The organism is Streptomyces sp. BPTC-684 (assembly GCF_030028635.1).
GTDB lineage: Bacteria > Actinomycetota > Actinomycetes > Streptomycetales > Streptomycetaceae > Streptomyces > Streptomyces noboritoensis.
This window is the reverse complement of the sequence record NZ_CP124863.1, coordinates 1,646,141-1,669,345: the sequence shown is the minus strand read 5'-3', so window position 1 is coordinate 1,669,345 and position 23,205 is coordinate 1,646,141. Positions and strand designations below refer to the sequence as shown.

At 71.1% G+C, this 23,205-nt stretch carries 8 protein-coding genes, 2 tRNA genes and 12 pseudogenes; 14 read left to right on the top strand and 8 right to left on the bottom strand.

The annotated features are described in order from the left end of the window. Positions 1-8: 8 nt before the first annotated feature. Both QIY60_RS07360 and QIY60_RS07355 read right to left on the bottom strand, forming a co-directional pair. Positions 9-1,437: pseudogene (locus tag QIY60_RS07360) on the bottom strand (AarF/ABC1/UbiB kinase family protein). Between the two features lie 50 nt (positions 1,438-1,487). Then, positions 1,488-2,614: pseudogene (locus tag QIY60_RS07355) on the bottom strand (ThiF family adenylyltransferase). Positions 2,615-2,786: 172 nt separating this feature from the next. Between QIY60_RS07355 and QIY60_RS07350 the strand changes: the two are divergent. The 4 genes and pseudogenes from QIY60_RS07350 to QIY60_RS07335 all read left to right on the top strand — a co-directional run bounded on the left by QIY60_RS07350 (position 2,787) and on the right by QIY60_RS07335 (position 6,588). Beyond that, positions 2,787-3,383 carry a M48 family metallopeptidase gene (locus tag QIY60_RS07350; protein ID WP_283141683.1) on the top strand — a complete coding sequence of 199 codons (597 nt, stop codon included), beginning with the start codon at positions 2,787-2,789 and terminating at the stop codon, positions 3,381-3,383. 105 nt (positions 3,384-3,488) lie between these two features. Then, a pseudogene (locus QIY60_RS07345) lies at positions 3,489-5,123 on the top strand (TerD family protein). A gap of 13 nt (positions 5,124-5,136) precedes the next feature. Continuing rightward, positions 5,137-5,816 (top strand): annotated as a pseudogene (locus QIY60_RS07340) (AIM24 family protein). Between the two features lie 17 nt (positions 5,817-5,833). Continuing rightward, a pseudogene (locus QIY60_RS07335) lies at positions 5,834-6,588 on the top strand (AIM24 family protein). Between the two features lie 104 nt (positions 6,589-6,692). Here QIY60_RS07335 and QIY60_RS07330 read toward each other — a convergent pair. Both QIY60_RS07330 and QIY60_RS07325 read right to left on the bottom strand, forming a co-directional pair. Next, complete coding sequence (locus QIY60_RS07330; protein ID WP_283141682.1) at positions 6,693-7,214, bottom strand: NUDIX hydrolase; 522 nt, start codon at positions 7,212-7,214, stop codon at positions 6,693-6,695. After that, positions 7,211-8,613: pseudogene (locus QIY60_RS07325) on the bottom strand (zinc-dependent metalloprotease). The gene QIY60_RS07330 and the pseudogene QIY60_RS07325 overlap by 4 nt, the downstream one beginning before the upstream one ends. A 203-nt stretch (positions 8,614-8,816) precedes the next feature. Here QIY60_RS07325 and QIY60_RS07320 point away from each other — a divergent pair. The 4 genes and pseudogenes from QIY60_RS07320 to QIY60_RS07305 all read left to right on the top strand — a co-directional run. Beyond that, positions 8,817-9,917 (top strand): annotated as a pseudogene (locus QIY60_RS07320) (SDR family oxidoreductase); the annotation flags it as partial. 81 nt (positions 9,918-9,998) lie between these two features. Continuing rightward, positions 9,999-10,462 (top strand): annotated as a pseudogene (locus QIY60_RS07315) (molybdenum cofactor biosynthesis protein MoaE). Positions 10,463-10,634: 172 nt separating this feature from the next. Next, positions 10,635-10,805, top strand: coding sequence for a hypothetical protein (locus QIY60_RS07310; RefSeq protein ID WP_283141681.1), 171 nt, complete (start codon positions 10,635-10,637; stop codon positions 10,803-10,805). Between the two features lie 104 nt (positions 10,806-10,909). Next, positions 10,910-11,995: pseudogene (locus QIY60_RS07305) on the top strand (PDZ domain-containing protein). A gap of 93 nt (positions 11,996-12,088) precedes the next feature. Here QIY60_RS07305 and QIY60_RS07300 read toward each other — a convergent pair. Then, positions 12,089-12,652 carry a PPA1309 family protein gene (locus QIY60_RS07300; RefSeq protein WP_283141680.1) on the bottom strand — a complete coding sequence of 188 codons (564 nt, stop codon included), beginning with the start codon at positions 12,650-12,652 and terminating at the stop codon, positions 12,089-12,091. A 125-nt stretch (positions 12,653-12,777) separates the two neighbouring features. Between QIY60_RS07300 and QIY60_RS07295 the strand changes: the two are divergent. From QIY60_RS07295 to QIY60_RS07275, 5 genes and pseudogenes are all read left to right on the top strand, one after another. Continuing rightward, positions 12,778-15,670: pseudogene (locus QIY60_RS07295) on the top strand (UPF0182 family protein). A gap of 46 nt (positions 15,671-15,716) precedes the next feature. Next, positions 15,717-15,789 (top strand) — tRNA-Met (locus QIY60_RS07290). Positions 15,790-15,951: 162 nt separating this feature from the next. Continuing rightward, positions 15,952-17,752, top strand: a pseudogene (locus QIY60_RS07285) (sel1 repeat family protein). Between the two features lie 73 nt (positions 17,753-17,825). After that, a tRNA-Met gene (locus QIY60_RS07280) sits at positions 17,826-17,899 on the top strand. A gap of 246 nt (positions 17,900-18,145) precedes the next feature. Continuing rightward, the gene (locus QIY60_RS07275) at positions 18,146-19,504 is read left to right on the top strand and encodes an NF041680 family putative transposase (RefSeq protein ID WP_283141679.1); all 1,359 of its coding nucleotides are present in this window, start codon (positions 18,146-18,148) and stop codon (positions 19,502-19,504) included. 108 nt (positions 19,505-19,612) lie between these two features. Here QIY60_RS07275 and QIY60_RS07270 read toward each other — a convergent pair whose 3' ends face one another. After that, a complete protein-coding gene (locus QIY60_RS07270) occupies positions 19,613-20,029 on the bottom strand; it encodes a Fur family transcriptional regulator (RefSeq protein ID WP_283141678.1) in 417 nt (138 codons plus the stop codon). 127 nt (positions 20,030-20,156) lie between these two features. Here QIY60_RS07270 and QIY60_RS07265 point away from each other — a divergent pair. Then, positions 20,157-21,623, top strand: a pseudogene (locus QIY60_RS07265) (catalase). An 86-nt stretch (positions 21,624-21,709) separates the two neighbouring features. Here the strand turns inward: QIY60_RS07265 and QIY60_RS07260 are convergent. Further along, complete coding sequence (locus QIY60_RS07260; RefSeq protein WP_283141676.1) at positions 21,710-22,111, bottom strand: CBS domain-containing protein; 402 nt, start codon at positions 22,109-22,111, stop codon at positions 21,710-21,712. Positions 22,112-22,344: 233 nt separating this feature from the next. Continuing rightward, positions 22,345-23,145 (bottom strand): histidinol-phosphatase, encoded by an 801-nt coding sequence (gene hisN, locus QIY60_RS07255; protein ID WP_283145845.1) that lies wholly within the window; start codon positions 23,143-23,145, stop codon positions 22,345-22,347. Between the last annotated feature and the right edge of the window lie 60 nt (positions 23,146-23,205).

Genomic DNA, 23,205 nt, shown 5'->3' with positions numbered 1-23,205 from the left:
CCCGGACCTCACGCCCCGGCGGGCTGCTCGTCCTCCTCCTCGTCCGGCTCCCCGGCCTCCAGGACCGTCAGGTTCTCCAGCCCGCCCAGCTCCTCCGCGGCCACGGGCAGGAACCCGGGCACCCACCGCTCCAGCTCGTCCCGCAGCCGGACCGTCGCGTCCAGCTGGCGCAGCACCCCGATGGTGGAGAGCGTCACCCGGTGGATCAGCAGATACGCGGGCGGCAGGTTGAGCTGCTTGCCCAACTGGTGCGGGGAGCGCGGGTCGGCGATCCAGGCCGCCTGCCCGCGCATCCAGGCACAGGTGAAGGTGAACTCGTCCGCCTGCGCGGGCTCGATGATCGGCAGCAGATAGTCCAGGACCGCGTCCGGGTCGAGGTCTATGGACTCCTTCACGAAGCCCTCCTCGCACAGCAGCGCGTAGACCGCCTCGGCGTCGCCGTCGAGCGTCATCCGCAGCGAGTCGCCGATCGTCCGGGGCAGCCCGCCCGGCAGCCAGTCCACCGTCCCGAAGTCCAGTACGCCCAGCCGCCACGCGCCGCCCTCCTCCTCCGGCGGCAGCAGCCGGAAGTGCCCGGATGCGGGTCCGCGTGCAGCAGCCCGGTCCGCGCCGGGCCCGAGAAGAGGAATCTCGCAAGCAGCTGACCCGCCCGGTCGCGCTCCTCCTCCGTACCGTCCGCGATCACTTCGGACAGCGGGGTCCCCTCGATCCACTCGGTCACCAGGACCTGGTCGCGCTGGTGCACCACATCGGGCACCACCACGTCCGGGTCGTCCGCGAACTCCGCCGCGTGCTCCCGCTGGGCGCGCGCCTCCAGTTCGTAGTCCAGCTCCTCCGAGACCCGGTCGCGCAGCTCCGAGATGAGCGGCTTGATGTCCATGCCGGGGATCAGCGGCCCGAGCAGCCGGGCGAACCGGCTCGGCTGCGTCAAGGTTCGAGAGGAGCGCCTCCCCGGCGCCCGGGTACTGCACCTTGACCGCGACCTCGCGCCCGTCGTGCCAGACCGCCCGGTGCACCTGCCCGATCGAGCCGCCGCGGCGGGCTTCTCGTCGAACTCCAGGAACAGCTCGCGCCACTCCTCCCCGAGCCGCTCCGTGAGCACCGCGTGCACGGTACGGGTCGGCATGGGCGGCGCCGCCTCCTGCAGCTTGGTGAGCGCGGCCCGGTAGGGACCGGCGACCTCCTCGGGCAGCGCCGACTCGAAGACGGACATGGCCTGCCCGAACTTCATCGCCCGCCCTTCAGTTCGCCCAGGACCTTGAAGAGCTGCTCGGCGGTGCGCTGCTGGAGCTCGCGGCCGACTATCTCCGCGGACTTGCCTCCGATCCGCTTGCCCAGGCCCCAGGTGGCACGCCCGGCGAAACCAAGTGGCAGCGCGGCCAACTTGGCGGTCCGGGTGACCGCCTTCCGGGAAGATCGGACATGCGCCCCTCCAATTCCCAGCCGGCCGTGCCGCGCGCCTCGCGGCAGTGCGTCGTTGACAGCGGTTACCGGGCCATTGTGTCCTGCGGCCGTGCGCCCCCCGAGGTGTCCTCCCCTTCACTGTTCCCACCAGCGCCGCAGGGCAGTCGAGCCGGGCCCCGAGGCGCCGGGCCCGCCAGCGGAGCGCGGGCAGCGACGCCTCCCAGCGCGTGCCCGTACTCGCGGGGAGGTCGCCGTCCAGAAAGGCCAGCGCGTGCGCCGCGGCCAGCCCCGCCACGGCGGTCGCCAGCGCCAGATCACAGGCCGGTACGGCACCCTGGCGGCGGCCGGAGCGCCACTGCGCCAGCATCCGGGGCCAGCCGGGATCGCGCTCGGCCCGCTCCAGCGCCGAACAGCCCGCGCACCCGGTGCCACCGGGCAGGACCAGCGGCCCCACGAGCCCGGTCGTCTCCACAACTCCCGCGTACAGATGGGGGATGCCCGCTGCCACCCACTCCCCGCCGGTCACCGGATCCGGTGCGTACACATCGAGCCCGTCCCTGGGGGCCACCACGATCAGTGACAGCCCGGTCGGCCCGTCGCGCTCGCCGGACCGGGGCGGACGGCCCGGCGCCGAAGCCCGCACGAGCTGCTGGGCCGCCGGGACCCGGCGCTCACCGACCGCCTGCTCGGGCAGCCCGCCCGGCGCCACGTCCCACGGCTGGACCGTCCCGCCGTCCAGCACCTCCACCCGCCCCACCCCCGACGCGGCCAGGACCGAGGCGATCGTCGCCCCCACCCGCCCCGCGCCCCGCACCTGCACCCTCAGGGACCGGCGGGCCGCCAACCGCCGTGCCCCGCCGCCCGGTTCGGGATGGACCAGGGAGAGCGAGGCCAGATCGGATCTGGTCCGGTCGAACGCCTCGGTCCGCCCGCGCGGCGCCGCGCCGCCGGGCCGCCGGCCGTCAGGTCGTCGACCACCCCCGCCTCGGTCAACCGCTCCACCAGCGCGTCGACTTGGCCGGGCGACAGGTCCAGAGCCCTGGCCTCCTCGTGCAGCAGCAGCAGGCCGCGGGTGCCGTCCAGATCCAGGAGCCCCCGTCGCCGTGTCCACGGGCGAGACCACCACCGCCCGCGCCGGTGTCACCCCGAATTGCACGGTCTGCCGGTCCCGCCATGCCCGGCGCGGTGCCGGTTTCAGCATCGGATGCATTTCCACCCCCGTCGTGTGATCCCGTTGCCAGAATGCCGGGTGCGGCGAACTCGTGCGGAAAGTTGTCCACAGGCGGGGCATTAGTCGTTCAAATGGTGCACGCCCTGAATGGATCATGGGCCAGCCCTCCCGGAGGCGGGACTTCCCCACTGACAGCGGGTAACGTCGGGGCGTGCCCGCCGACCCACTACAGAGTGCCGGAAGCCCGCCCCGCAGTCCGACAAGTCCGCCGCCCCGCGGTCCTTCGACGAGCGCGGTCGAGGTGCGCAGGAGCGCCCGGCGCAGCAGGACGGTCTCCGCGTACCGCGAGGGCGACCGCACCATCGTGCTGATCCCGGCCCGGATGTCCGGGGCCGAGGAGCAGCGCTGGGTGAGCGTGATGCTCGACAAGCTCGCCGCCCAGGAGAGCAAGCGGATGCTGGGCGACGCGGAACTGACCGAGCGCGCCGAGCGGTTGTCCGAGCTGTACTTCGACGGTCGCGCGCGTCCCGCCTCGGTGCGCTGGGTGACCAACCAGAACACCCGCTGGGGCTCGTGCACCCCGGCGGAGGGCAGCATCCGCCTCTCGCACCGGCTCCAGGGCATGCCCGAGTACGTCGTCGACTATGTCCTCGTCCACGAGCTGGCCCACCTCCTGGTGCCGGGCCACGGGCCGCGCTTCTGGCGGCTGCTGGAGGCCTATCCCCGTACGGAACGCGCGCGTGGCTACCTCGAAGGGGTGGTGGCGGCCGACCGGCTGCCCCATCTGCCCGCCGCACGCGGAGAGTGATCTCGGCGATCGTGTACCGAATGCGTACCGGCTTGGCCGATTGTCGTGGCCAGCCGTTGGCCTGGCGCGACCAATCACACTCGGGATGGGGGACGGTCGTTACGCATGGCCAGGGAATTCCAGCGCGGCCACAAGGCCAAGATCAGTGACCTGACAGCGGGGACCGATCTGCATGTAGGCGTGCAGATCGGCGCCCCCGGGCTGTCCTTCGACATCAGCTGCTTCGGCCTCGACGCCAACGAGCAGCTGTCCGACGACCAGTATTTCATCTTCTTCAACCAGCCCAAGTCGCCCGAGGAGTCCATTCAGCTCCTGGGCGCCCAGGTCGGCGACACCGAGTCGTTCCGCGTCACCCTGGACCGCATCCCGGCGCACGTCCACAAGCTCTCGTTCACCGCGACGATCGACGGCGCCGGCCAGATGTCACAGGTCGGCCCCGGGTACATCAAGTCGTCGCCGGCGGCGAAGAGGTCGTCGAATACGCCTTCACGGGCGCCGAGTTCAGCACCGAGCGCGCGGTGATGCTGGGCGACTTCTACCTCAAGGACGTCTGGCGCTTCGCGGCCGTCGGCCAGGGCTTCGACGGCGGCCTGGAGGCCCTGCTGAAGAACTTCGGCGGCGAGGTCGCCGAGGAGGAGCCCGCGGCGCCGCGGCAGCCGCAGGGCGCCGCCCCGGGCTTCGCCCCGCCCGCCCAGACGGCCCCCGCGCCCCAGTTCGGCGCCCCGGCCGCACCGCAGCCAGCCCCCGCAGCCGGCCCCGCAGTTCGGCACGCCCGCGCCCGCCCCGGCCCCGGCTCCCGCGCAGCACTACGCACCGCCGCCGCCGGGATCCACGCCGCCCCCGGCGCCCGCGCCCAGCCCGCAGATCCACGCGGCGCCCACCATCGCCGCGCCCATGACCGCCGCCGGGCACCGTCCCGCCCCGGCCGCCCCGGCCCCGTACGGACAGCCGCCCCAGCAGCCCTCGTACGGCCAGGTCCAGGCCAGTACCCCGGCCAGGCCCAGCCGCCCGGCGCGCCCGCCCGTACGGCCAGCCCACCCCGTACGGTCAGCAGCCCGGTGTCCAGGGATGTCGCAGGGCGGCGGCCTCGCGGGCGCCATCCAGCAGTACAAGGAGCTGCCCACCGGACAGCGCTGGACCCCGCAGAACAAGCAGCTCGTCCGGGTCGACCTCGGCGTCGGCGGCTCCCCGGTGCTGGCCCGCCAGGGCAGCATGGTGATGTACCAGGGCAAGGTCGACTTCGGCTACAAGGGCGCCGGGTTCGCCGGCCGGATCGTCGGCAACGCGACCGGCCAGGAGATGCAGCTGATGCGCTGCAGCGGCCGCGGCCAGGTCTTCCTCGCCGAGAACAGCGCCCATCTGCACCCCATCGAGCTTCAGGGCGACGGCATCTGCGTCTCCGCCGAGCACGTCCTGGCCTTCGACGAGTCCCTCCAGTACGAGGTCCGCCGCATCGAGGGCCACGGGATCCCCGGCGGCGCGCTGTTCACCATGCAGTTCCAGGGCACCGGCACGCTCGTGGTGATGACCCACGGCACCCCGGTGGTCCTCCCGGTCACCCCGACCACCTTCGCGGACAGCGACGCGATCGTGGCCTGGTCGTCCGCCTCGCAGGTGATCGTCTCCAGCCAGGTCCGGCTGCGCCGCAACGCCTACCCCGGCCACAGCGGCGAGTCCGTCAACCTGCAGTTCCGCGGCGCGCCCGGGAACTTCATCGTCGTCCAGCCGTACGAGGTCTGAGGGAGCCCGGACAATGAACCAGCAGCTCGCGGGCTATGCCCCCACCCCCGTCGCCGCCCGGATGGAGAACCACGGCAGCGCCATGCTCAAGGTGGCCATGGCCACCGGACAGGACCTCTTCGCGCGCGTGGGCTCGATGGTCGCCTACGAGGGCTTCATCCAGTACGAGCCGAACCTGCCGGCCGTGCGCCAGATCGCCCGCGACTGGATCACCGGTGAGGGCGCCCCGCTGATGAAGTGCACCGGCGACGGACTGCTCTACCTCGCCGACTACGGCGCCAATGTGGTCGTCGTCCAGCTCAACAACGACGCGCTGTCCGTCAACGGCACCAATGTGCTGGCCTTCGACGCGAGCCTCCAGTGGGGCGTCGAGCGGGTCAAGGGCCTCGCCAAGTTCGCGGGTCAGGGCCTGTTCAACGTGAAGATCTCCGGCACCGGCTGGGTCGCCCTGACCTCACGCGGCACCCCGGTCGTCGTCGACTGCGGAAGTGGCGAGGACGAGACGTACGTCGACCCGGACGCCCTGGTGGCCTGGTCCCCGAACCTCAAGGTGAAGGGCAAGCGCAGCTTCAAGGCGTCCTCGCTGATCGGCCGGGGCAGCGGAGAGGCTACCAGATGGCCTTCTCGGGCCAGGGGATCGTCGTCGTACAGCCGAGTGAGGACAGCACCGACCGCCTGCGGGCCCGGGGCTGAGGGGGAGCGAGAACACCATGCAGAGCCCGCTTTTCAGCTACACCGAGCAGCAGTCCCAGGAGCGCTACAGCGCGCAGAACGCGCAGATGCTGCGGGTGGTGCTCACCGGCCACGACGACATCCTCGCCCGCAAGGGCTCGATGGTCGCCTACCAGGGGCCGATGGAGTTCGACGGCGAGTACCAGTCGAACGGCCACCAGCGCGCCCGCGCCCACACCGGCGAGGGCCTGGACCTGATGCGCGTCTCCGGCCAGGGCACCGTCTACCTCGCCAACCTCGCGCAGTACGTCCACGTAGTGGACGTGGACCGGGACGGCTGACCGTGGACAGCGGCTACGTCCTGGCCATGGACTCCTCGCTGCACTACGAGGTCATCGCCGTGGACAGCCAGTACGGCATCTCCGGCACCGGCAAGTTCCAGCTCAACATCACCGGCACCGGCAAGGTCGTCCTGATGACCTCGGGCCAGCCGCTGATGCTCCAGGTCACCCCCGACAAGTACGTCAACGCCGACGCCGACGCCATCGTGGCCTGGTCCACCTCGCTCAGGGTGCAGATGCAGGCGCAGACGCACTCCACGGGCGTGTGGCGGCGGCGCGGCAACACGGGCGAGGGCTGGGAGCTCAGCTTCCTCGGGCAGGGCTTCGCGCTCGTCCAGCCCAGCGAGGTGCTGCCGCCGCAGAGCGCGGTGATCGGCCAGGGCCTGCGGGCCCAGTACGGCGTGGGCCAGCAGGGCGCCCACGCCCAGAACCAGGGCAACGCCTGGAGCTGACCGGGCATCTGCAAGCGGTCATCGGTACAGGGCGGTCGCCATGGCGACCGCCCCCTTACCCGTCCATCCGTTGCCGCCCGGCGATCGGCCGGCCTGTCAGCCCGTCACAGACGGGCCCGCGCGGCCTCCATCAGCCGGACCACCGAGTCGTCGGCGACCTCGGCCACCTCGTCGTAGCCGAACCAGCGCAGGTCCAGCGACTCGTCGCTGATCGCCTCGACCGCTCCGACCGGGGCCAGCGCCGCGTACTGGACGTCCAGGTGCCAGTTGCAGGGCGAGGGGATCGGGTGCCGGTCGAGCCGGACCGGCCGGCCCGGCAGCAGTGTGAGACCGGACACACCGGACTCCTCGGTCGCCTCGCGCAGGGCGGCGGCCGTCAGCGAGACGTCCTCGGGCTCGCAGTGGCCGCCCATCTGCAGCCACATGTTCAGCTTGCGGTGCAGCGTCAGCAGCACCTGTCCGCGCTCCGGAGCGATGACCAGCGCGCTCGCCGTGAGGTGGCCGGCCTCGCAGGCCTTCCACATCCCGTCCGGGTGCGCCGACAGATGGTCGAGGTACGTCCGGCGCAGCTCGGGCTGGTCCTCGTACGCCTTCAGGACGAGGACCGCGTCTTCGTACAGGCTCACTTGCTGTCGTCGTCCTTGCCGTCGCCGCTGTCCCGGGGCTTGTCCTTGGGCTCGTCGGGCTCGTCCTTGCGGGAGGCCGCCTCGCCGAGCATCTTGTCGAGCTCCGAGAAGTCCAGCTGCTCGTGGTGGACAAAGCCGTCCGGGTCGTCCAGGTCGGAGGCGGTCGGCAGCATGTCCGGGTGCTCCCACAGGCCGTCGCGGCCGTCGACCCCGCGCGCGTCCGTGAGCGAGGCCCACAGGCGCGAGGCGTCCTGCAGCCGACGCGGCCGCAGCTGGAGGCCGATCAGGGTGGCGAAGGTCTGCTACGGCCGGACGCCCGGCGCCTGCGCAGCGTCTCGCGCAGGGCGTCGGCCGAGGTGAGGCGCGGCTTGGCGGCCTCGTGGACCACCGCGTCCACCCAGCCCTCGACCAGCGCCAGGGCCGTCTCCAGACGGGCCAGCGCGGCCTTCTGCTCCGGGGTGTCCTCCGGCTGGAACATGCCCTGCTGAAGGGCTTCCTGAAGCTGCTCGGGGTTGGACACGTCGAGCTGGCCGACCGCGTCCTCCAGCTTCGCCGTGTCGACCTTGATCCCGCGCGCGTAGCCCTCGACCGCGCCGAACAGGTGCGAGCGCAGCCACGGCACATGGGCGAAGAGACGCTGGTGAGCCGCCTCGCGCAGGGCCAGGTAGAGCCTGACCTCGTCCTTCGGGACGCCGAGGTCCTTGCCGAACGCCTCGATGTTCAGCGGCAGCAGCGCGGCCTTGCCGGCCGGGCCGAGCGGCAGGCCGATGTCGGTCGAGCCGACGACCTCGCCCGCGAGGACGCCCACGGCCTGCCCGATCTGCTGGCCGAACATGGCGCCGCCCATCGAGCGCATCATGCCGATCAGCGGGCCCGCCATGGCCTGCATCTCCTCGGGCAGCACGCCGCCCATGGCCGCGCCGACGCGCTCGGCGACCGGGTCGACGAGCTCCTTCCAGGTCGGCTGGGTCGCCTCGACCCACTCCGCGCGGCTCCACGCCACGGCCGTCGACGCGCCCGAGGGCAGCGACGTCACCCTGTCCAGCCACAGGTCGGCCAGGCGGACGGCCTCCTCGACGGCGGCGCGCTCGGCCGGGCCGACGCTCTCGTCCTTGGTGCCGTCGGCGGTGCCCTGGGCCACCGTCTGGCGCGCGATCTGCTTGGCCATGTCCCAGTTCACGGGACCGCCCTCGTAGCTGAGCATCTGGCCGAGCTGCTGGAAGGCCGCTCCCAGGTCGTTCGGGTTCAGCGAACTGAACATCGCCGCGAACGGATTGTCCGCGCCGCCGGCCCCGGTACCGAACCCGAACGGATTCGCCGGGCCGCCCTGGTTGCCCTTGCCCTTCTCCTTGCCCTCGTCGCCGTTCTCCGGCTCCTCCGGCGGAAGGCCGAATCGAATGGGTTGTCACTCACGGGTTTCCTCGGCTCCTAGGGCCGCCGGCTCCTGCCGACGGCGACTGCCCACCAACACCACCAGCGTAGACATCCGGGCCGGATAAGGGCTCGGTGCTCCGCCGACTCTTGGCCTGCGGCAGGATGGACGTCACCTGGTCCGTACGCGTCATTCGTGTACGTACTGAAGACAACCGCTGGAGACGCCCGGTGAGTTCCCCAGATCCGCAGGTTCGCGCAGCGCGAAACCATTCCCCCTCAGCCGCGCGGGGTCCCGTAGTCGCGGTCACCGGTGCCGCGGCCGGAATCGGCGCGCTGCTCACCGCGCGGCTCGCCGCGTCCGAGGAGATCAAGCAGGTCATCGCCATCGACGAGCGCCGGGGCGAGGTGTCCGAGGCCACCTGGCACATCCTGGACGTGCGCGACCCGGCCATCGCCGAGAAGCTGCGCGGCGCCGACGTCGTCGTCCACCTGGCGCTCGACCTCGACCTGGAGACCGACGCGGCCGCCCGTACGGCGTACAACGTACGCGGTACGCAGACCGTGCCGACGGCCGCCGCGGCGGCCGGGGTCCACCGGGTCGTGCTGTGCACCTCGGCCATGGTCTACGGGGCGCTGCCCGACAACGACATCCCGCTCTCCGAGGACGCCGAGCTGCGGGCCACCGCCGAGGCGACCGGCGTCGGCGACCTGCTGGAGATCGAGCGCCTGGGCCGCCGCGCCCGGCGCGCCCACCCCGGCCTGAACGTCACGGTGGTCGCCCGCCGTCCTGGTCGGCGGCACCGACACCGCGCTCACCCGGTACTTCGAGTCGCCGCGCCTCCTGGTGGTCGCCGGGTCCCGTCCGACCTGGCAGTTCTGCCACGTCGAGGACCTGTGCAGCGCTCTGGAGTACGCGGCGCTGGAGAAGGCCGACGGGGAGTTCGCGGTCGGCTGCGACAGGTGGCTCGAACAGGAGGAGGTCGAGGAGCTCAGCGGCATCCGGCGGATGGAGTTGCCTCGGCGGTCGCGCTCGGCGCCGCGGCCCGGCTGCACCGGATCGGGCTCACCCCGTCCCCTGCGGGCGACCTGGCGTACACGATGCACCCCTGGGTGGTCAGCGTGGGGCGGCTGCACGACGCGGGCTGGCGGCCGCAGTGGACCAACGAGGAGGTCCTCGCGGAGCTCCTGGAGGAGGTCGCGGGACGACACACCGTGGCGGGGCGCCGGCTGGGCCGGAAGGACGCCACCGCCGCCGGAGCCGCCGGAGCGACGGTCGCCCTGCTGGGCGCGGCCGCGGTGGTCCGCAGGGCGCGCAAGCGCCGGGGTCTGTGGGACCCTCCTACGGAGGGTTTCGGTGACGGGGTGAAAGAGCTATACCGCGATGTCAGTGCGGTACGGCACGATGGATCCATGGCACAGACGCACCCCGACCACCCCGGCGAGCAGGCGGCGGACGACCCGATCCGGCTGCTCGAGATCCGTGACACCCCGCTCTCCCTGGACGAGGTGTTCCGCGCCGTGGGAGACCCTCGGCGGGCGGCACCGCGCTCTTCGTCGGCACCGTGCGCGATCACGACGGCGGCGCCGACGTGGCCGCGCTCGGGTACTCGTGCCATCCGACGGCCGAGGCGGAGATGCGCCGAGTGGCCGACAAGGTCGTCGCCGAGTTCCCGGTCCGCGCGCTGGCGGCCGTCCACCGGGTGGGCGAACTGGCCGTGGGCGATCTGGCGGTCGTCGTGGCGGTCTCCTGCCCGCACCGCGGCGAGGCCTTCGCGGCGTGCCGCAAGCTGATCGACGACCTGAAACACGAGGTCCCGATCTGGAAGCACCAGAAGTTCTCGGACGGAACCGACGAGTGGGTCGGCGCCTGCTGAACCCGGGGTGCCCCCAACGGGTGAACGGGCCGCCCGGTCAGGGTGTCTGAAACCCTGTCGGGGGATCCGCCCCGATTTGCGTAACCGCACCCCTGGCGCGAGCGTTGATCTCGCAGATGGTTAATCTGCTGATCTGTCAGCTGTGGTCGCTCATTTGGGGACGGAGGACGGAATGGCTGCACTCACCTGGCTGCTGATTCCGCTTTTCGCTGCTGTCGGCGCGGCGATATGGGCGAGCTGGGCCGCCCGCAATCGCACGACCGGCGACGTCGCGGAACTCGCCGGCTACAGCCGGTTCCGAGAGGCGATGGAGAAATCCCACTCCGGAACCGAGCCCGCCTGACCCTCCGGCGCGCTCCTCGCGCCCTTCCGGTACGCGGATGCCGACCCTCCCCGTACGGACCGGCCCCGGCAGTGCTCTGACGGCACGTCCCGTACTGTCGTTCCATGCCACGCCGCACCGCGACGATGCTCGCCTCCACCTTGATCCTGATCGCGCTGCTCTGCGCAGGCGTCCTCATCAAAGTGCCGTACTCGGAGATGTCGCCCGGCCCCACGGTGAACACCCTCGGCGAGGCGCGTGGCGAGCCCGTGCTGCAGATCTCCGGGCACAAGACCTACCCGACGACCGGTCACCTCAACATGACGACGGTCAGGGTCACCGGTGCGGACTACAACATGAACCTGGTCGAGGCCGTCTACGGCTGGCTGGCCCATGACAACAAGGTCGTGCCGCACGACACGCTCTACCCGGACGGCAAGACCGAGGAGCAGTCCTCGCAGGAGAACGCCGAGGAGTTCAGCCAGTCCCAGGAGAGCGCCAAGGTCGCCGCGCTCAACGAGCTGAAGATCCCGGTGAAGTCCCAGGTCGTCGTGGCGTCCGTGGTCAAGGGCAGCCCGGCGGAGAACAAGCTGCACGCGGGCGATGTGATCAGGTCCGTCGACGGCTCGCCCGTCAAGGAGCCGGCCGACGTGGCGAAGCTGGTCACCAAGCACCGCCCGGGCCAGAACGTGGTCCTCGCCGTCGTCCTCGCCAAGGAGGCGGCCGCGGCGGAGAAGGCGGGCAAGGAGCCCGAGGGCAGCGAGAACGTCACGATCACCACGGAGAAGGCCAAGGACGGCGACCGGGCGGTCGTGGGATCCAGTCGGGACCGACCACACCTTCCTGTTCTCCATCGACATCAAGCTCGCGGACGTCGGCGGCCGAGCGCGGGGCTGATGTTCGCCCTCGGCATCGTCGACAAGCTGACGCCCGGCGATCTGACCGGCGGCAAGTTCATCGCCGGTACGGGGACGATCGACGACGCGGGCAAGGTCGGCCCGATCGGCGGCATCGAGATGAAGCTGATCGGCGCGCGCGGCGCGGGCGCCCGCTACTTCCTGACGCCCGCCGAGAACTGCGCGGCGGCCGCCTCGGACACGCCCAGCGGGCTGACCCTGGTGAAGGTCTCCACCATCGACGACGCGACCAAGGCGCTGGAGAAGATCCGCAAGGGCGACACGGCCGGTCTGCCGAGCTGCTCGGCGAAGTAGAAGTAAGGGGTCGGCCGCGCCTACGCGCGCGTGACTGTGTCTGCGCGTCACTCGCGCGCAGGCGCACCCGTCTCGTAGCGTCAGCGGCTCGCGTTACTCGGCGAACGTCGCGGCCAGCGCCTCGGCGAGGCCCGGGACCAGACCGGCGCCGGTGAGCACCTCGGTCGGCGAGTCCTTCTCGCGCAGCCGCACCGCCGGCTCGCGGGCGCCGTCGCGCAGCACCGCCACGGTCATCCGGACCTCCTGGCGGTCCGGGTGCTTGGCCACCCACTTCGCCAGCTGCTTGTCGTTCATGCCCTCGGGCACGGACGTCTCGGCCGACGGCGGAAGCATCAGGCGCTCCACGGTCAGCGCGCAGCCGACCACCGCGTCCGGCCAGGCGATGGTGCCCAGGAACTGGTCGAGGGCCGTGCCGGCCGGGATCTCGTCCTGCTCGATCGGGGTCAGCTGGGCGGCCGTGTCGCCCTGGTCGAGGCCGAGCTGGGCGGCGAGCCCCGGCTCCTGGTTGCGGAGCTTGGCGGTGTCGACGAGGGCGAACAGGCGGGCCGGCTGGTCCCAGCCGAGGCCGGACGCGTACTCGTCGATTTCCAGCACTGCGCGGGTGAGGGGCTCGCGGCCATCGGGGGCCGGAGGGGAAACGTTGGACATGACCAGCATCCGCCCTCTTTCACCCCGGGATCGGGAACTGAGTAAAGCCTCAGTAAGTTGCATGAGTGGGCCCTACGATCGCGGGGCCTGCTCAATCCACAGCGAACTTCGAGGTGCGCACCTTGGCTTTCCAGATGCCGGACCGCGGCGGAGGCCCGTCCGGGCCACGGATCAGAGTCGGCCGGCCGTCCCGCCGGGTCCGGACCCTGCTCATGACACTGGGCATCCTGGCCGTGCTGGCCATGGCGTTCGTCATGTTCGCCGGGTTCTGGACGGACTGGCTCTGGTACCGCTCGGTGCACTATTCGTCCGTCTTCACCACCACCCTGTGGACCAAGATCGGCCTGTTCTCGGTCTTCGGTCTCCTGATGGCCGTGGCCGTCGGCCTGAACATCTGGCTGGCGCACTGGCTGCGGCCGCCGCTCAGCGCGATGTCGCTGGAGCAGCAGAGCCTGGACCGCTACCGAATGGGCATCGCCCCGTTCAAGAAGTGGCTGCTCCTGGGCATCACCGCGCTCGTCGGCCTGATCGCCGGCGCCTCCGCCTCCGGGCAGTGGCGCACCTGGCTGCTGTGGGTCAGCAGGGTGCCGTTCGGGCAGAAGGACCCCCAGTTCCACCTGGACGTGTCGTTCTACGCCTTCGACCTGCCCTGGTACCGGTTCCTGGTCGGCTTCGGCTTCGCGGCCACCGTGCTGTTCCTGATCGCCGCCGCCCTGACGCACTACCTGTACGGCGGGCTGCGGATCACCAGCCCCGGCGCGCGCGCCACCGGCGCGGCCACCGGCCACCTGTCGGTGCTGCTCGGCGTCTTCGTCGCCCTGAAGGCCGTGGCGTACTGGCTGGACCGGTACGGGCTCGCGGTGAAGTCCAGCGACTTCAAGGCCAGCAGCAACTGGACCGGCCTGCGGTACGTGGACGCCAACGCCTATCTGCCGGCGAAGACGATCCTCTTCTGCATCGCCGTCATCTGCGCGCTGCTCTTCTTCGCGACGCTGTGGCGCCGCACCTGGCAGCTCCCGGTGATCGGCTTCGGCCTGATGGTCCTCTCGGCGATCCTGATCGGCGGGCTCTACCCGGCGATCGTCCAGAAGTTCCAGGTCCAGCCGAACGAGCAGGCCAAGGAAGCGCCGTACATCCAGAAGAACATCGACGCCACGCGCAAGGCGTACGGCATCGACGCCACCGAGGTGAAGGACTACAAGGGGACGACCGCGGCGGAGGACAACGCCAAGCTGCGCGCGGACGCCGACACGGCCGCCAGCTACCGGCTGATCGACCCCAATGTCGTCACCCCCGCCTTCCAGCAGCTCCAGCAGGAGCGCAAGTACTACCAGTTCGCCGTACCGCTGGACGTGGACCGCTACACGGACAAGGACGGCAAGGAGCAGGACACGGTCGTCGGTCTGCGCGAGCTGAACCTCAACGGCATCGACAAGCGCAACTGGATCAACGACCACTTCACCTACACCCACGGCTACCGGTGATCGCGGCCAAGGGCACCAGCGTGGACTCCAACGGCTCGCCGGACTTCACCGAGTCCGGTCTGCCCACCACAGGCCTGTTCGACGGCTACGAGCAGCGGATCTACTACGGCGAGAAGACCGAGCAGTACTCGATCGTCGGCGGTCCGCAGAAGGAGCTCGACTACGAGGCCGAGGGCAAGGGCCAGGAGACGACGAGCTTCAAGGGCAAGGGCGGCGTCAGCCTCTCCAACCCCTTCAACCGCGCCGCGTACGCGGTGGCCTTCAGCGAGCCGCAGATCCTGTACTCGGGAGCCATCGGCGAGGGCTCGAAGATCCTCTACAACCGCACCCCGAAGCAGCGCGTGGAGGCGGTCGCCCCGTGGCTGACCATCGACGGCGACCGGTACCCGGCCAAGATCGGCAAGCGGATCCAGTGGGTCGTCGACGCGTACACCACGACCAACGGCTATCCGTACGCTTCGCGTACGACGCTCGGTGAGACGACGGCGGATTCGCTGACCACCCGCCAGCGCGCGGTGGTGGCCCAGCAGAACCAGGTCAACTACATCCGCAACTCGGTGAAGGCCACCGTCGACGCGTACGACGGCACGGTCACGCTGTACCAGTGGGACACCAAGGACCCGGTCCTGAAGACCTGGATGAAGGCGTTCCCGGGCACGGTGAAGCCGAGGACCGACATCTCCCCGGAGCTGCTGGCCCACCTGCGGTACCCGCAGGACATGTTCAAGGTCCAGCGCGAGCTGCTCACCCGCTACCACGTCACCAACCCCGCGCAGTTCTACAGCGGCAGTGACGCCTGGCAGGTGCCGGACGACCCGACCAACAAGGACGGCGTCGCGGTTCCGCCGTACTACCTGTCGATGAAGATGCCGGGCGCCGAGACGCAGGGGAAGAAGTTCTCCCTGACCACGACGTTCACGCCGAACGGACGGCCGAACCTCGGCGGGTTCATGGCGATCGACGCGGACGCGGCCAGCAAGGACTACGGCACGATCAGACTGCTCAGGGTCACGGACAACGTCCAGGGCCCGCAACAGGTGCAGAGCAAGCTGAACGGTCTGCCGGAGGTCGCCGAGTTCGTACGGAACCTGCGCGGCAGCGACTCCGAGATCGACTACGGCAATCTGCTGACCGTGCCGCTGGGCGGCGGGTTCCTGCCATCGAGCCGGTGTACGCGCGCGGTGGCTCCGCCAACTACCCGCTCCTGAAGAAGGTCGGCGTCTCCTACGGGGACAAGACCGTCTTCAAGGACACCCTGGCGCAGGCGCTGAACGCGGTGTTCGGCGTGGAAGGCCCGAGCCGCCGCCCGCGACCAAGCCGCCGACGGACACCACCAAGCCGCCGTCCACCGGGACGAACGCCACGGTGGAGCAGGCCATCAAGGACGCCCAGAAGGCCTGGGACGACGGCCAGAAGGCGCTGCAGAAGGGCGACTTCGCGGCGTACGGCAAGGCCCAGCAGGAGCTCCAGGCGGCGCTCCAGCGGGCCGCCGACGCCGGGCCAAGGCCAAGGGGGCGACCGGGGGTCCGGCAGCGGCGGGTAAACCGGTCAAGGCTCCGTTCCGCGTCGTGATACGTTGTATTCACCGACGCGGGGTGGAGCAGCTCGGAGCTCGCTGGGCTCATAACCCAGAGGTCGCAGGTTCAAATCCTGTCCCCGCTACTCACGGACGAGGGCCCGGCATCAGGATCCGGGCCCTCGTCCGTGTCCGGGATGTGCCCTGCTGCGTTTGGCTTATCTCTCTGTGGGCATGTCGACAAAACGCTGAAGTGACCTCACTGGCTGCGGTATACCAGGTGTACGGCGGTTGCGGGTGGTGCGACGATGGTATTTATGGGGGACAAGGCAACTCTGGTGGAGACAGGGCGGTTTGCGCAGATGCGCTCCGATGACGCCGCCGATGCCGAGACCGAGGCACGGCACCGGCGTGCTGCCGACGGCGGCGACGCCGCGTCCATGAGCGTTCTCGGATCCCTGCTGCTGCGCCGCGGCGACCTCGACAGCGCCGAGCCCTATCTGCGCGGCGCCACCGCCGAGGGCGACCGCGCCGCGGCCAACAACCTGGGCGTGCTGCTGCACCGGCGCGGCTACGCGGACGAGGCGGCCGGATGGTGGCGCATCGCCGCCGTCGCGGCCGCCGCCGCGGCGCACGCGCTGGGCCGGCACTACCGCGAGCGCGGCGACGAGCCGGCGGCCGAGTACTGGCTGCGCCAGTCCGCCGAGCAGGGCCACGCACTGGGGGCGTACGCCCTGGCGGACCTGCTGGAGCACCGCAGCGACGTGGGCGCCGAGCGCTGGCTGCGCGCCGCCGCCGAACAGGGCCACCGGGAAGCCGCGTACCGCCTCGCCCGGCTGATCGACCAGCGCGCCGAGCGCGACAGCGGGAAGTCCGACATCGCTGTCGAGGCCGAGCCGGACGCCGAGGCCAAGGGCGCCGAGGCCGAGCAGTGGTACCGCCAGGCCGCCGCGCGCGGCCACCGGCGAGCCGCGCTGCACCTCGGCGCGATCCTGGAGAAGCGCGGCGAGCTGAAGGAGGCCGGGCGCTGGTACCTGACCTCGGCCAAGGACGGCGAGGCCAAGGCGGCCTGCGCGCTCGGGTTCCTGCTGCGGGACGCGGGCGACGAGGAGAGCGCGGCCGTGTGGTGGCTGCAGGCCGCCCAGGACGGCGACGGCAACGCCGCCAACGCGCTGGGCGCGCTGCACGCGGCCCAGGGCGAGACACCGACCGCCGAGCGCTGGTACCGGGCGGCGATGGACGCCGAGGACGACAACGGGGCGTACAACCTGGCGCTGCGTGCGCCGCCCAGGAGCGGACCGCGCGGGCCGAGCAGTGGTCCGGCGCGCCGCCTGCGCGGGGCACCGCGAGGCGGCCAACGCGCTCGCCGTGCTGCTGCTCCAGGCCGGCGACGCGACCAGGGCCGAGCCGTGGTTCTCCAAGGCGGCCGAGGCGGGCATGGACGCGGCCTTCAACCTGGGCATCCTCTTCGCCAGCCGCGACGACGACCGCGCCGCCCTGAAGTGGTACGAGCGGGCGGCGGCGCCCAGCACACCGAGGCGGCCCTCCAGGTCGGCATGGCGCTGCTCGGGGACGGCGAGGAGGCGGCCGCCGAGCAGCACCTGCGGTGCGCGGCGGGCGGCGGCAGCGGAGGCGGCGTTCCGGCTCGCCACCGTGCTCGACGCGCGCCAGCCGCCGCCAGGCGCGCCGGTGCTCGGCGAGCCGGTGGCCGAGAGACGGAGTGCGAGGAGTGGTACGAGCGGGCGGCCGGGCAGGGGCACCGGCGGGCCCAGGTCCCGTCGGCATGCTCGCGGCGGCCCGGGGCGACCAGGAGGGCGCCGCGCGCTGGTACCGGGAGGCGGCCGAGGCGGGCAGCCGCAACGGCGCCTTCAACCTCGGGCTGCTGCTCGCCCGCGAGGGGCGGGAGCGGGAGGCCGCGCTGTGGTGGACCCGGGCCGCCCACGCGGGCACGGGCGCGCGGCGCTGCGGCTGGCGCTGCTGGCCGCGCGGTGCGGGGAGCTGGCGGAGGGGCAGCGGTGGTGCGCCCGGGCCGTGGAGCTGGGGCCGGCGGAGGTGGCGGAGCAGGCGGCGCGGCTGCGGGAGGCTCTGCATCAGGAGCTGACGGCTTGAGCGTCGCGCAAGCCGAGGTGCGCCGATCAGGTTTGCGCTGGTCCGCGCGGTGACGTACTGTTGGGTTCACCGACGCGGGGTGGAGCAACTCGGTAGCTCGCTGGGCTCATAACCCAGAGGTCGCGGGTTCAAATCCTGTCCCCGCTACAGTATTCAGGCCCGGATCCAATGGATCCGGGCCCTGACTTGATCTTTAAGTGCTGCTGTCGAACGGTTCTGGTACGCGTTCGCTCGGCTGGGTATTTCCCGCATGTCAGGGCGGCTTCGCCTGATCCTGTGTCCCGGATCAAGAAACACATGGGACCAGTACGAAGGCCGTGGACATGAGTGTGCTGCAACATGGGGTCCGGCGGGACGCGTTCGCCTGGGCGTCACACTTCCGGGACATCTTCCATGCTGACTGCGCGGGGCGACGCGCTCTTCGAGCTCACCGACGCGCTGCTGTGCGTCGAGGGGCCCGGTGACCACACCGGTGGACCTGACCCTGACCGCCGAGCACCGGCGTGGGCACGGCGCCATGTTGACGCGCTGAACCGCGGGCGGATCGACACTGCCCGGCTCGGCCGACTGCTGGCCGCGCTGCCGCAGCCACAGGCCGCGGACGGACGCCTCGTGCTGGCGGTGGATGTGACCAACTGGCTGCGCCCGGACGCACCCTGCAGCCCGGAGCGTCTGTTCTGCCATGTCTACGGCCGCAGCGGCCGCGCCTCGGACCAGCTTGTCCCGGGGTGGCCGTACTCCTTCGTCGCCGCGCTGGAGAGCGGGCGGACCTCGTGGTGCCAGCTCCTGGATGCCGTCCGGCTGGGCCCCGCCGACGACGCGGCCGAGGTCACCGCCGTCCAACTGCGCAGGGTCGTGCAGAACTTGATCTCCCAGGAGCGGTGGCGCGAGGGCGATGCGGACATCCTGATCGTCTGCGACGCCGGCTACGACGCCCCGCGCCTGGCCTACCTCCTTGGTGACCTGCCCGTGGAAGTACTGGGGCGACTGCGCTCGGACCGCGTGATGCGTCGTCCCCCGACACGGACGACCGCGCTGCCGCAGGGCGGGAGGATCCCCAAACACGGCCCGGAGTTCCGCCTGGCCAAGCCGCAGACCTGGGGCGAGCCGGACGCAGCCACCGCACAGGCCACCGAACGCTACGGACAGGCCCGCACCATGGCCTGGGACCACATTCACCCCCGGCTGCGTCACCTGTCCGCCTGGATCGACCACAACGGCGAACTCCCCGTACTCAACGGCACGTTGATCCGGCTCGAAGTCGACCACCTGCCCGGCGACGCTGCCCCCGTTCCGGTCTGGCTGTGGTCCTCCAAGACGGGTCTGACCGGCACGGACGTCGACCTCCGCTGGCAGGCGTTCTTGCGCCGCTTCGACCTGGAACACACCTTCCGCATGATCAAGACAACGCTCGGCTGGAGCCGCCCCAAGCTCCGCACTCCCGAGGCCGCCGACCGCTGGACCTGGCTCATCATCGCCGCCCACACCCAACTACGGCTCCTGCGCGCTGCCGCCGCGGACCTCCGGCGTCCCTGGGAGAAGCCCGCCGAGCCCGGCCGCCTTACCCCGGCCGGGTCCGGCGAGGGTTTCGGAACCTCCGCCCGCACCTCGCATGCCCGGCCCGGGCCCCGAACCCCACCCCGGCCCGGGCCGACCGGATCCAAGAACAGACGGCCCGCCACCAGGCACGACGTCGGCAAAACCGTGAAACGGGCTGACACCTTCGGAGAGCACGTTCGGTTGAAGACTTAAAGATCAAGCTGAGGCATTTCCGGGTATGGCGCGCCCCGTAAGGGGCGCGGGGAACTGCGCGACCAGCCACGCACGGTCCGCACCCGGAATCCGCGCCCGCCGGCCGCTCTAGGCCGTCGCGCAGTCCGGGCAGACGCCCCGGTACGTGACCTCGACGTCCGAGATCGTGAAGCCGAAGCGTTCCGTCGCGGGGAGGTCGGAGAGCAGGTTGCCCGTGGGGTGGACGTCGCGGATCGCGCCGCACCGGGCGCAGACCAGGTGCTGGTGCGGCCGGTGCGCGTTCGGGTCGTACCGCTTGGCGCGGCGGTCCGTGGAGACCTCGATGACCTCGCCCAGCGTCACCATCTCGCCCAGCGTGTTGTAGACGGTCGCGCGGGAGATCTCGGGCAGCTTGGCCACCGCACGCGCGTGGACCTCGTCCGCCGTCAGGTGCATGTGGTCCCCGTCGAGGACCTCGGCCACGACACGCCGCTGTGCGGTCATGCGCCAGCCGCGTCCGCGAAGTCGTTCCAGGAGGTCACTCATAAGGGCCAGCCTAACAGTCGGGGGAGCGCTATCCCGAACGGGTGTGACTTTGGATGGTCACTTGACTTAGACAATGTCCATTGTAGGATCGGGAAGGGTAAACGCCAAGGGACAGGACTTGCAGGTAATGACGCAGGAGGCGCACGTGACGCAGGGACCGCTCACCACGGAGGCCGGCGCACCGGTAGCCGACAACCAGAACAGCGAGACCGCCGGCGTCGGCGGCCCGGTGCTCGTCCAGGACCAGCTGCTCCTGGAGAAGCTCGCGCACTTCAACCGGGAGCGCATCCCGGAGCGCATAGTCCACGCGCGCGGTGCGGGCGCGTACGGTACCTTCACGCTCACTCGCGACGTCACGCAGTGGACGCGCGCGAAGTTCCTCTCCGAGGTCGGCAAGCAGACCGAGACGTTCCTGCGCTTCTCCACCGTGGCCGGCAGCCTCGGCTCGGCCGACGCCGTGCGCGACCCGCGCGGCTTCGCGCTGAAGTTCTACACGGAGGAGGGGAACTACGACCTGGTCGGGAACAACACGCCCGTCTTCTTCATCAAGGACGCCATCAAGTTCCCCGACTTCATCCACACCCAGAAGCGCGACCCGTACACGGGCTCCCAGGAGGCCGACAACGTCTGGGACTTCTGGGGTCTGAGCCCCGAGTCGACGCACCAGGTGACCTGGCTCTTCGGTGACCGCGGCATCCCGGCCACGCTGCGCCACATGAACGGGTACGGCTCGCACACGTACCAGTGGAACAACGAGGCGGGCGAGGTCTTCTGGGTCAAGTACCACTTCAAGACCGACCAGGGCATCAAGAACCTCACCCAGGCCGAGGCCAACAAGCTCGCCGGTGAGGACCCCGACAGCCACCAGCGCGACCTGCGCGAGGCCATCGAGCGCGGCGAGTTCCCGAGCTGGACGGTCCAGGTGCAGATCATGCCCGCGGCGACGCGGCGGCCTACCGCTTCAACCCGTTCGACCTCACCAAGGTGTGGCCGCACGAGGACTACCCGCCGATCAGATCGGCAAGCTGGAGCTCAACCGCAACCCGGAGAACGTCTTCGCCGAGGTCGAGCAGTCCATCTTCAGCCCCGCGCACTTCGTGCCGGGGATCGACCCTCGCCGGACAAGATGCTCCAGGGCCGCCTCTTCGCGTACGGCGACGCCCACCGCTACCGCGTCGGCATCAACGCCGACCACCTGCCGGTGAACCGCCCGCACGCCACCGAGGCGCGCACCAACTCCCGTGACGGTTTCCTGTACGACGGCCGCCACAAGGGCGCGAAGAACTACGAGCCGAACAGCTTCGGCGGCCCGCACCAGACGGGCCGTCCGCTGTGGCAGCCGGTTCCGGTCGCCGACGCGACGGGCAACCACGCGGCCCCGGTCCACGCCGAGGACGACGACTTCGTCCAGGCGGGCACCCTGTACCGGATGTTCTCCGAGGACGAGAAGGCCCGTCTGATCGAGAACCTCTCCGGGTTCATCGCCAAGGTCTCGCGCGACGACATCGCCGAGCGCGCGATCGAGAACTTCCGCAAGGCGGACACAGACTTCGGCAAGCGGCTGGAGGCCGCGGTCCAGGCCCTGCGCGGCTGAACAGCACTGGATCGCTTGTCGTAGGCAGTCGGAGGGCCGGATCCCCGCGGGGCCGGCCCTCCGCGCGTGCGCGGGCGCCGGACGGTTCAGCCGACCAGTTCGGCCGGGTGGCGCCGGGTCGGGGCCCAGCAGCGGATGATGTCGCGGACCGAGACCACGCCGACCGGGCCGGCCCCGTCGAGGACGATCAGGTGCCGGAAGCCGCCGTGCGACATCGCGTCGGCGGCCTCGTCCAGGGTCCAGCCCGGCGCCGCGAACACGACGTCGGTGGTGGTGTGCGTGCCCGCGGTCTCGCGGTCCGGGTCCTGGCCCTGGCCCAGGGAGATGAGGATGTCGCGCTCGGTGAGGATGCCGAGCCCGCTGGTGTCGGGGTCGAGGACGACGGCCGCTCCGACGCGGCGCGCGGCCATCAGCCGGGCCGCCTGGCGGAGGGTGTGGGCGGGTCCGATGGTGAGGACCACCGTGCTCATGGCGTCACGGACGAGCATGGATGGAGCCACCTCCTTGGTGAACCCCGTGGCCCGTACGGAAGTACGGGAACGAGAACGGTTTCACAAGTTCACAAGTGGGGGGACTCCTAGAGTCGCATCACGGGGTGCGCGTCAACAAGAGGGTGGTAGAGGTCAGTTGAGGGGCGCGTAAAACTACGACCCACGCCCCTCTCGCGCCCCAGCGGCGCGACCGCGCCGGGGACGCGCCCCGGTCCGCCCCGCCCGCCGCCTCAGTCCGCCGTGCCCACGTGGTTCAGCAGCTCGTCGTGGAGCAGGCCGTTGGAGGCCGCCGCGTTGCCGCTGTGCGGGCCCTCCTGACCGTCCAGACCGGTGAAGACGCCGCCCGCCTCCTGCACCACGATCACGTTCGCCGCCATGTCCCACAGCGACAGCTCCGGCTCGGCGCAGATGTCCACCGACCCCTCGGCGACCATCATGTACGGCCAGAAGTCGCTGTACGCGCGCGTGCGCCAGCACGCCCGGGTCAGATCCAGGAAGTCGTCGAGCTTGCCGCGCTCCTCCCAGCCGCTCAGCGAGGAGTACGCGAACGACGCGTCCGCCAGCTTCGACACGCTGGAGACCTTCAGCCGGGTCGCCTGCGACAGGCTGCGGCCGGTGTACGCGCCGTGCCCCTTCGCCGCCCACCAGCGCCGGTTCAGGGCGGGCGCCGACACCACGCCGACCACCGGCCGGTAGCCGCCCTCACCCGCCTCCATCAGCGCGATCAGCGTCGCCCAGACCGGCACCCCGCGCACGTAGTTCTTGGTGCCGTCGATCGGGTCGATCACCCAGCGGCGCGGACCCGTGCCCTCCAGGCCGTACTCCTCGCCCAGGATCGCGTCCCGTGGCCGTGCCCGCTGGAGATGGCCGCGGATCAGCTCCTCGGCGGCCTTGTCGGCCTCGCTCACCGGCGTCATGTCCGGCTTGGTCTCGACCTTCAGGTCGAGCGCCTTGAACCGGTCCATCGTGGCGGCGTCGGCGGCGTCCGCGAGGACGTGGGCGAGACGCAGATCATCGTGGTAGTCGGGCATGGCCACCACCGTATCGACCAGCACCTCCGGCGACCACACGGCCCGGGATGCGGACACCGG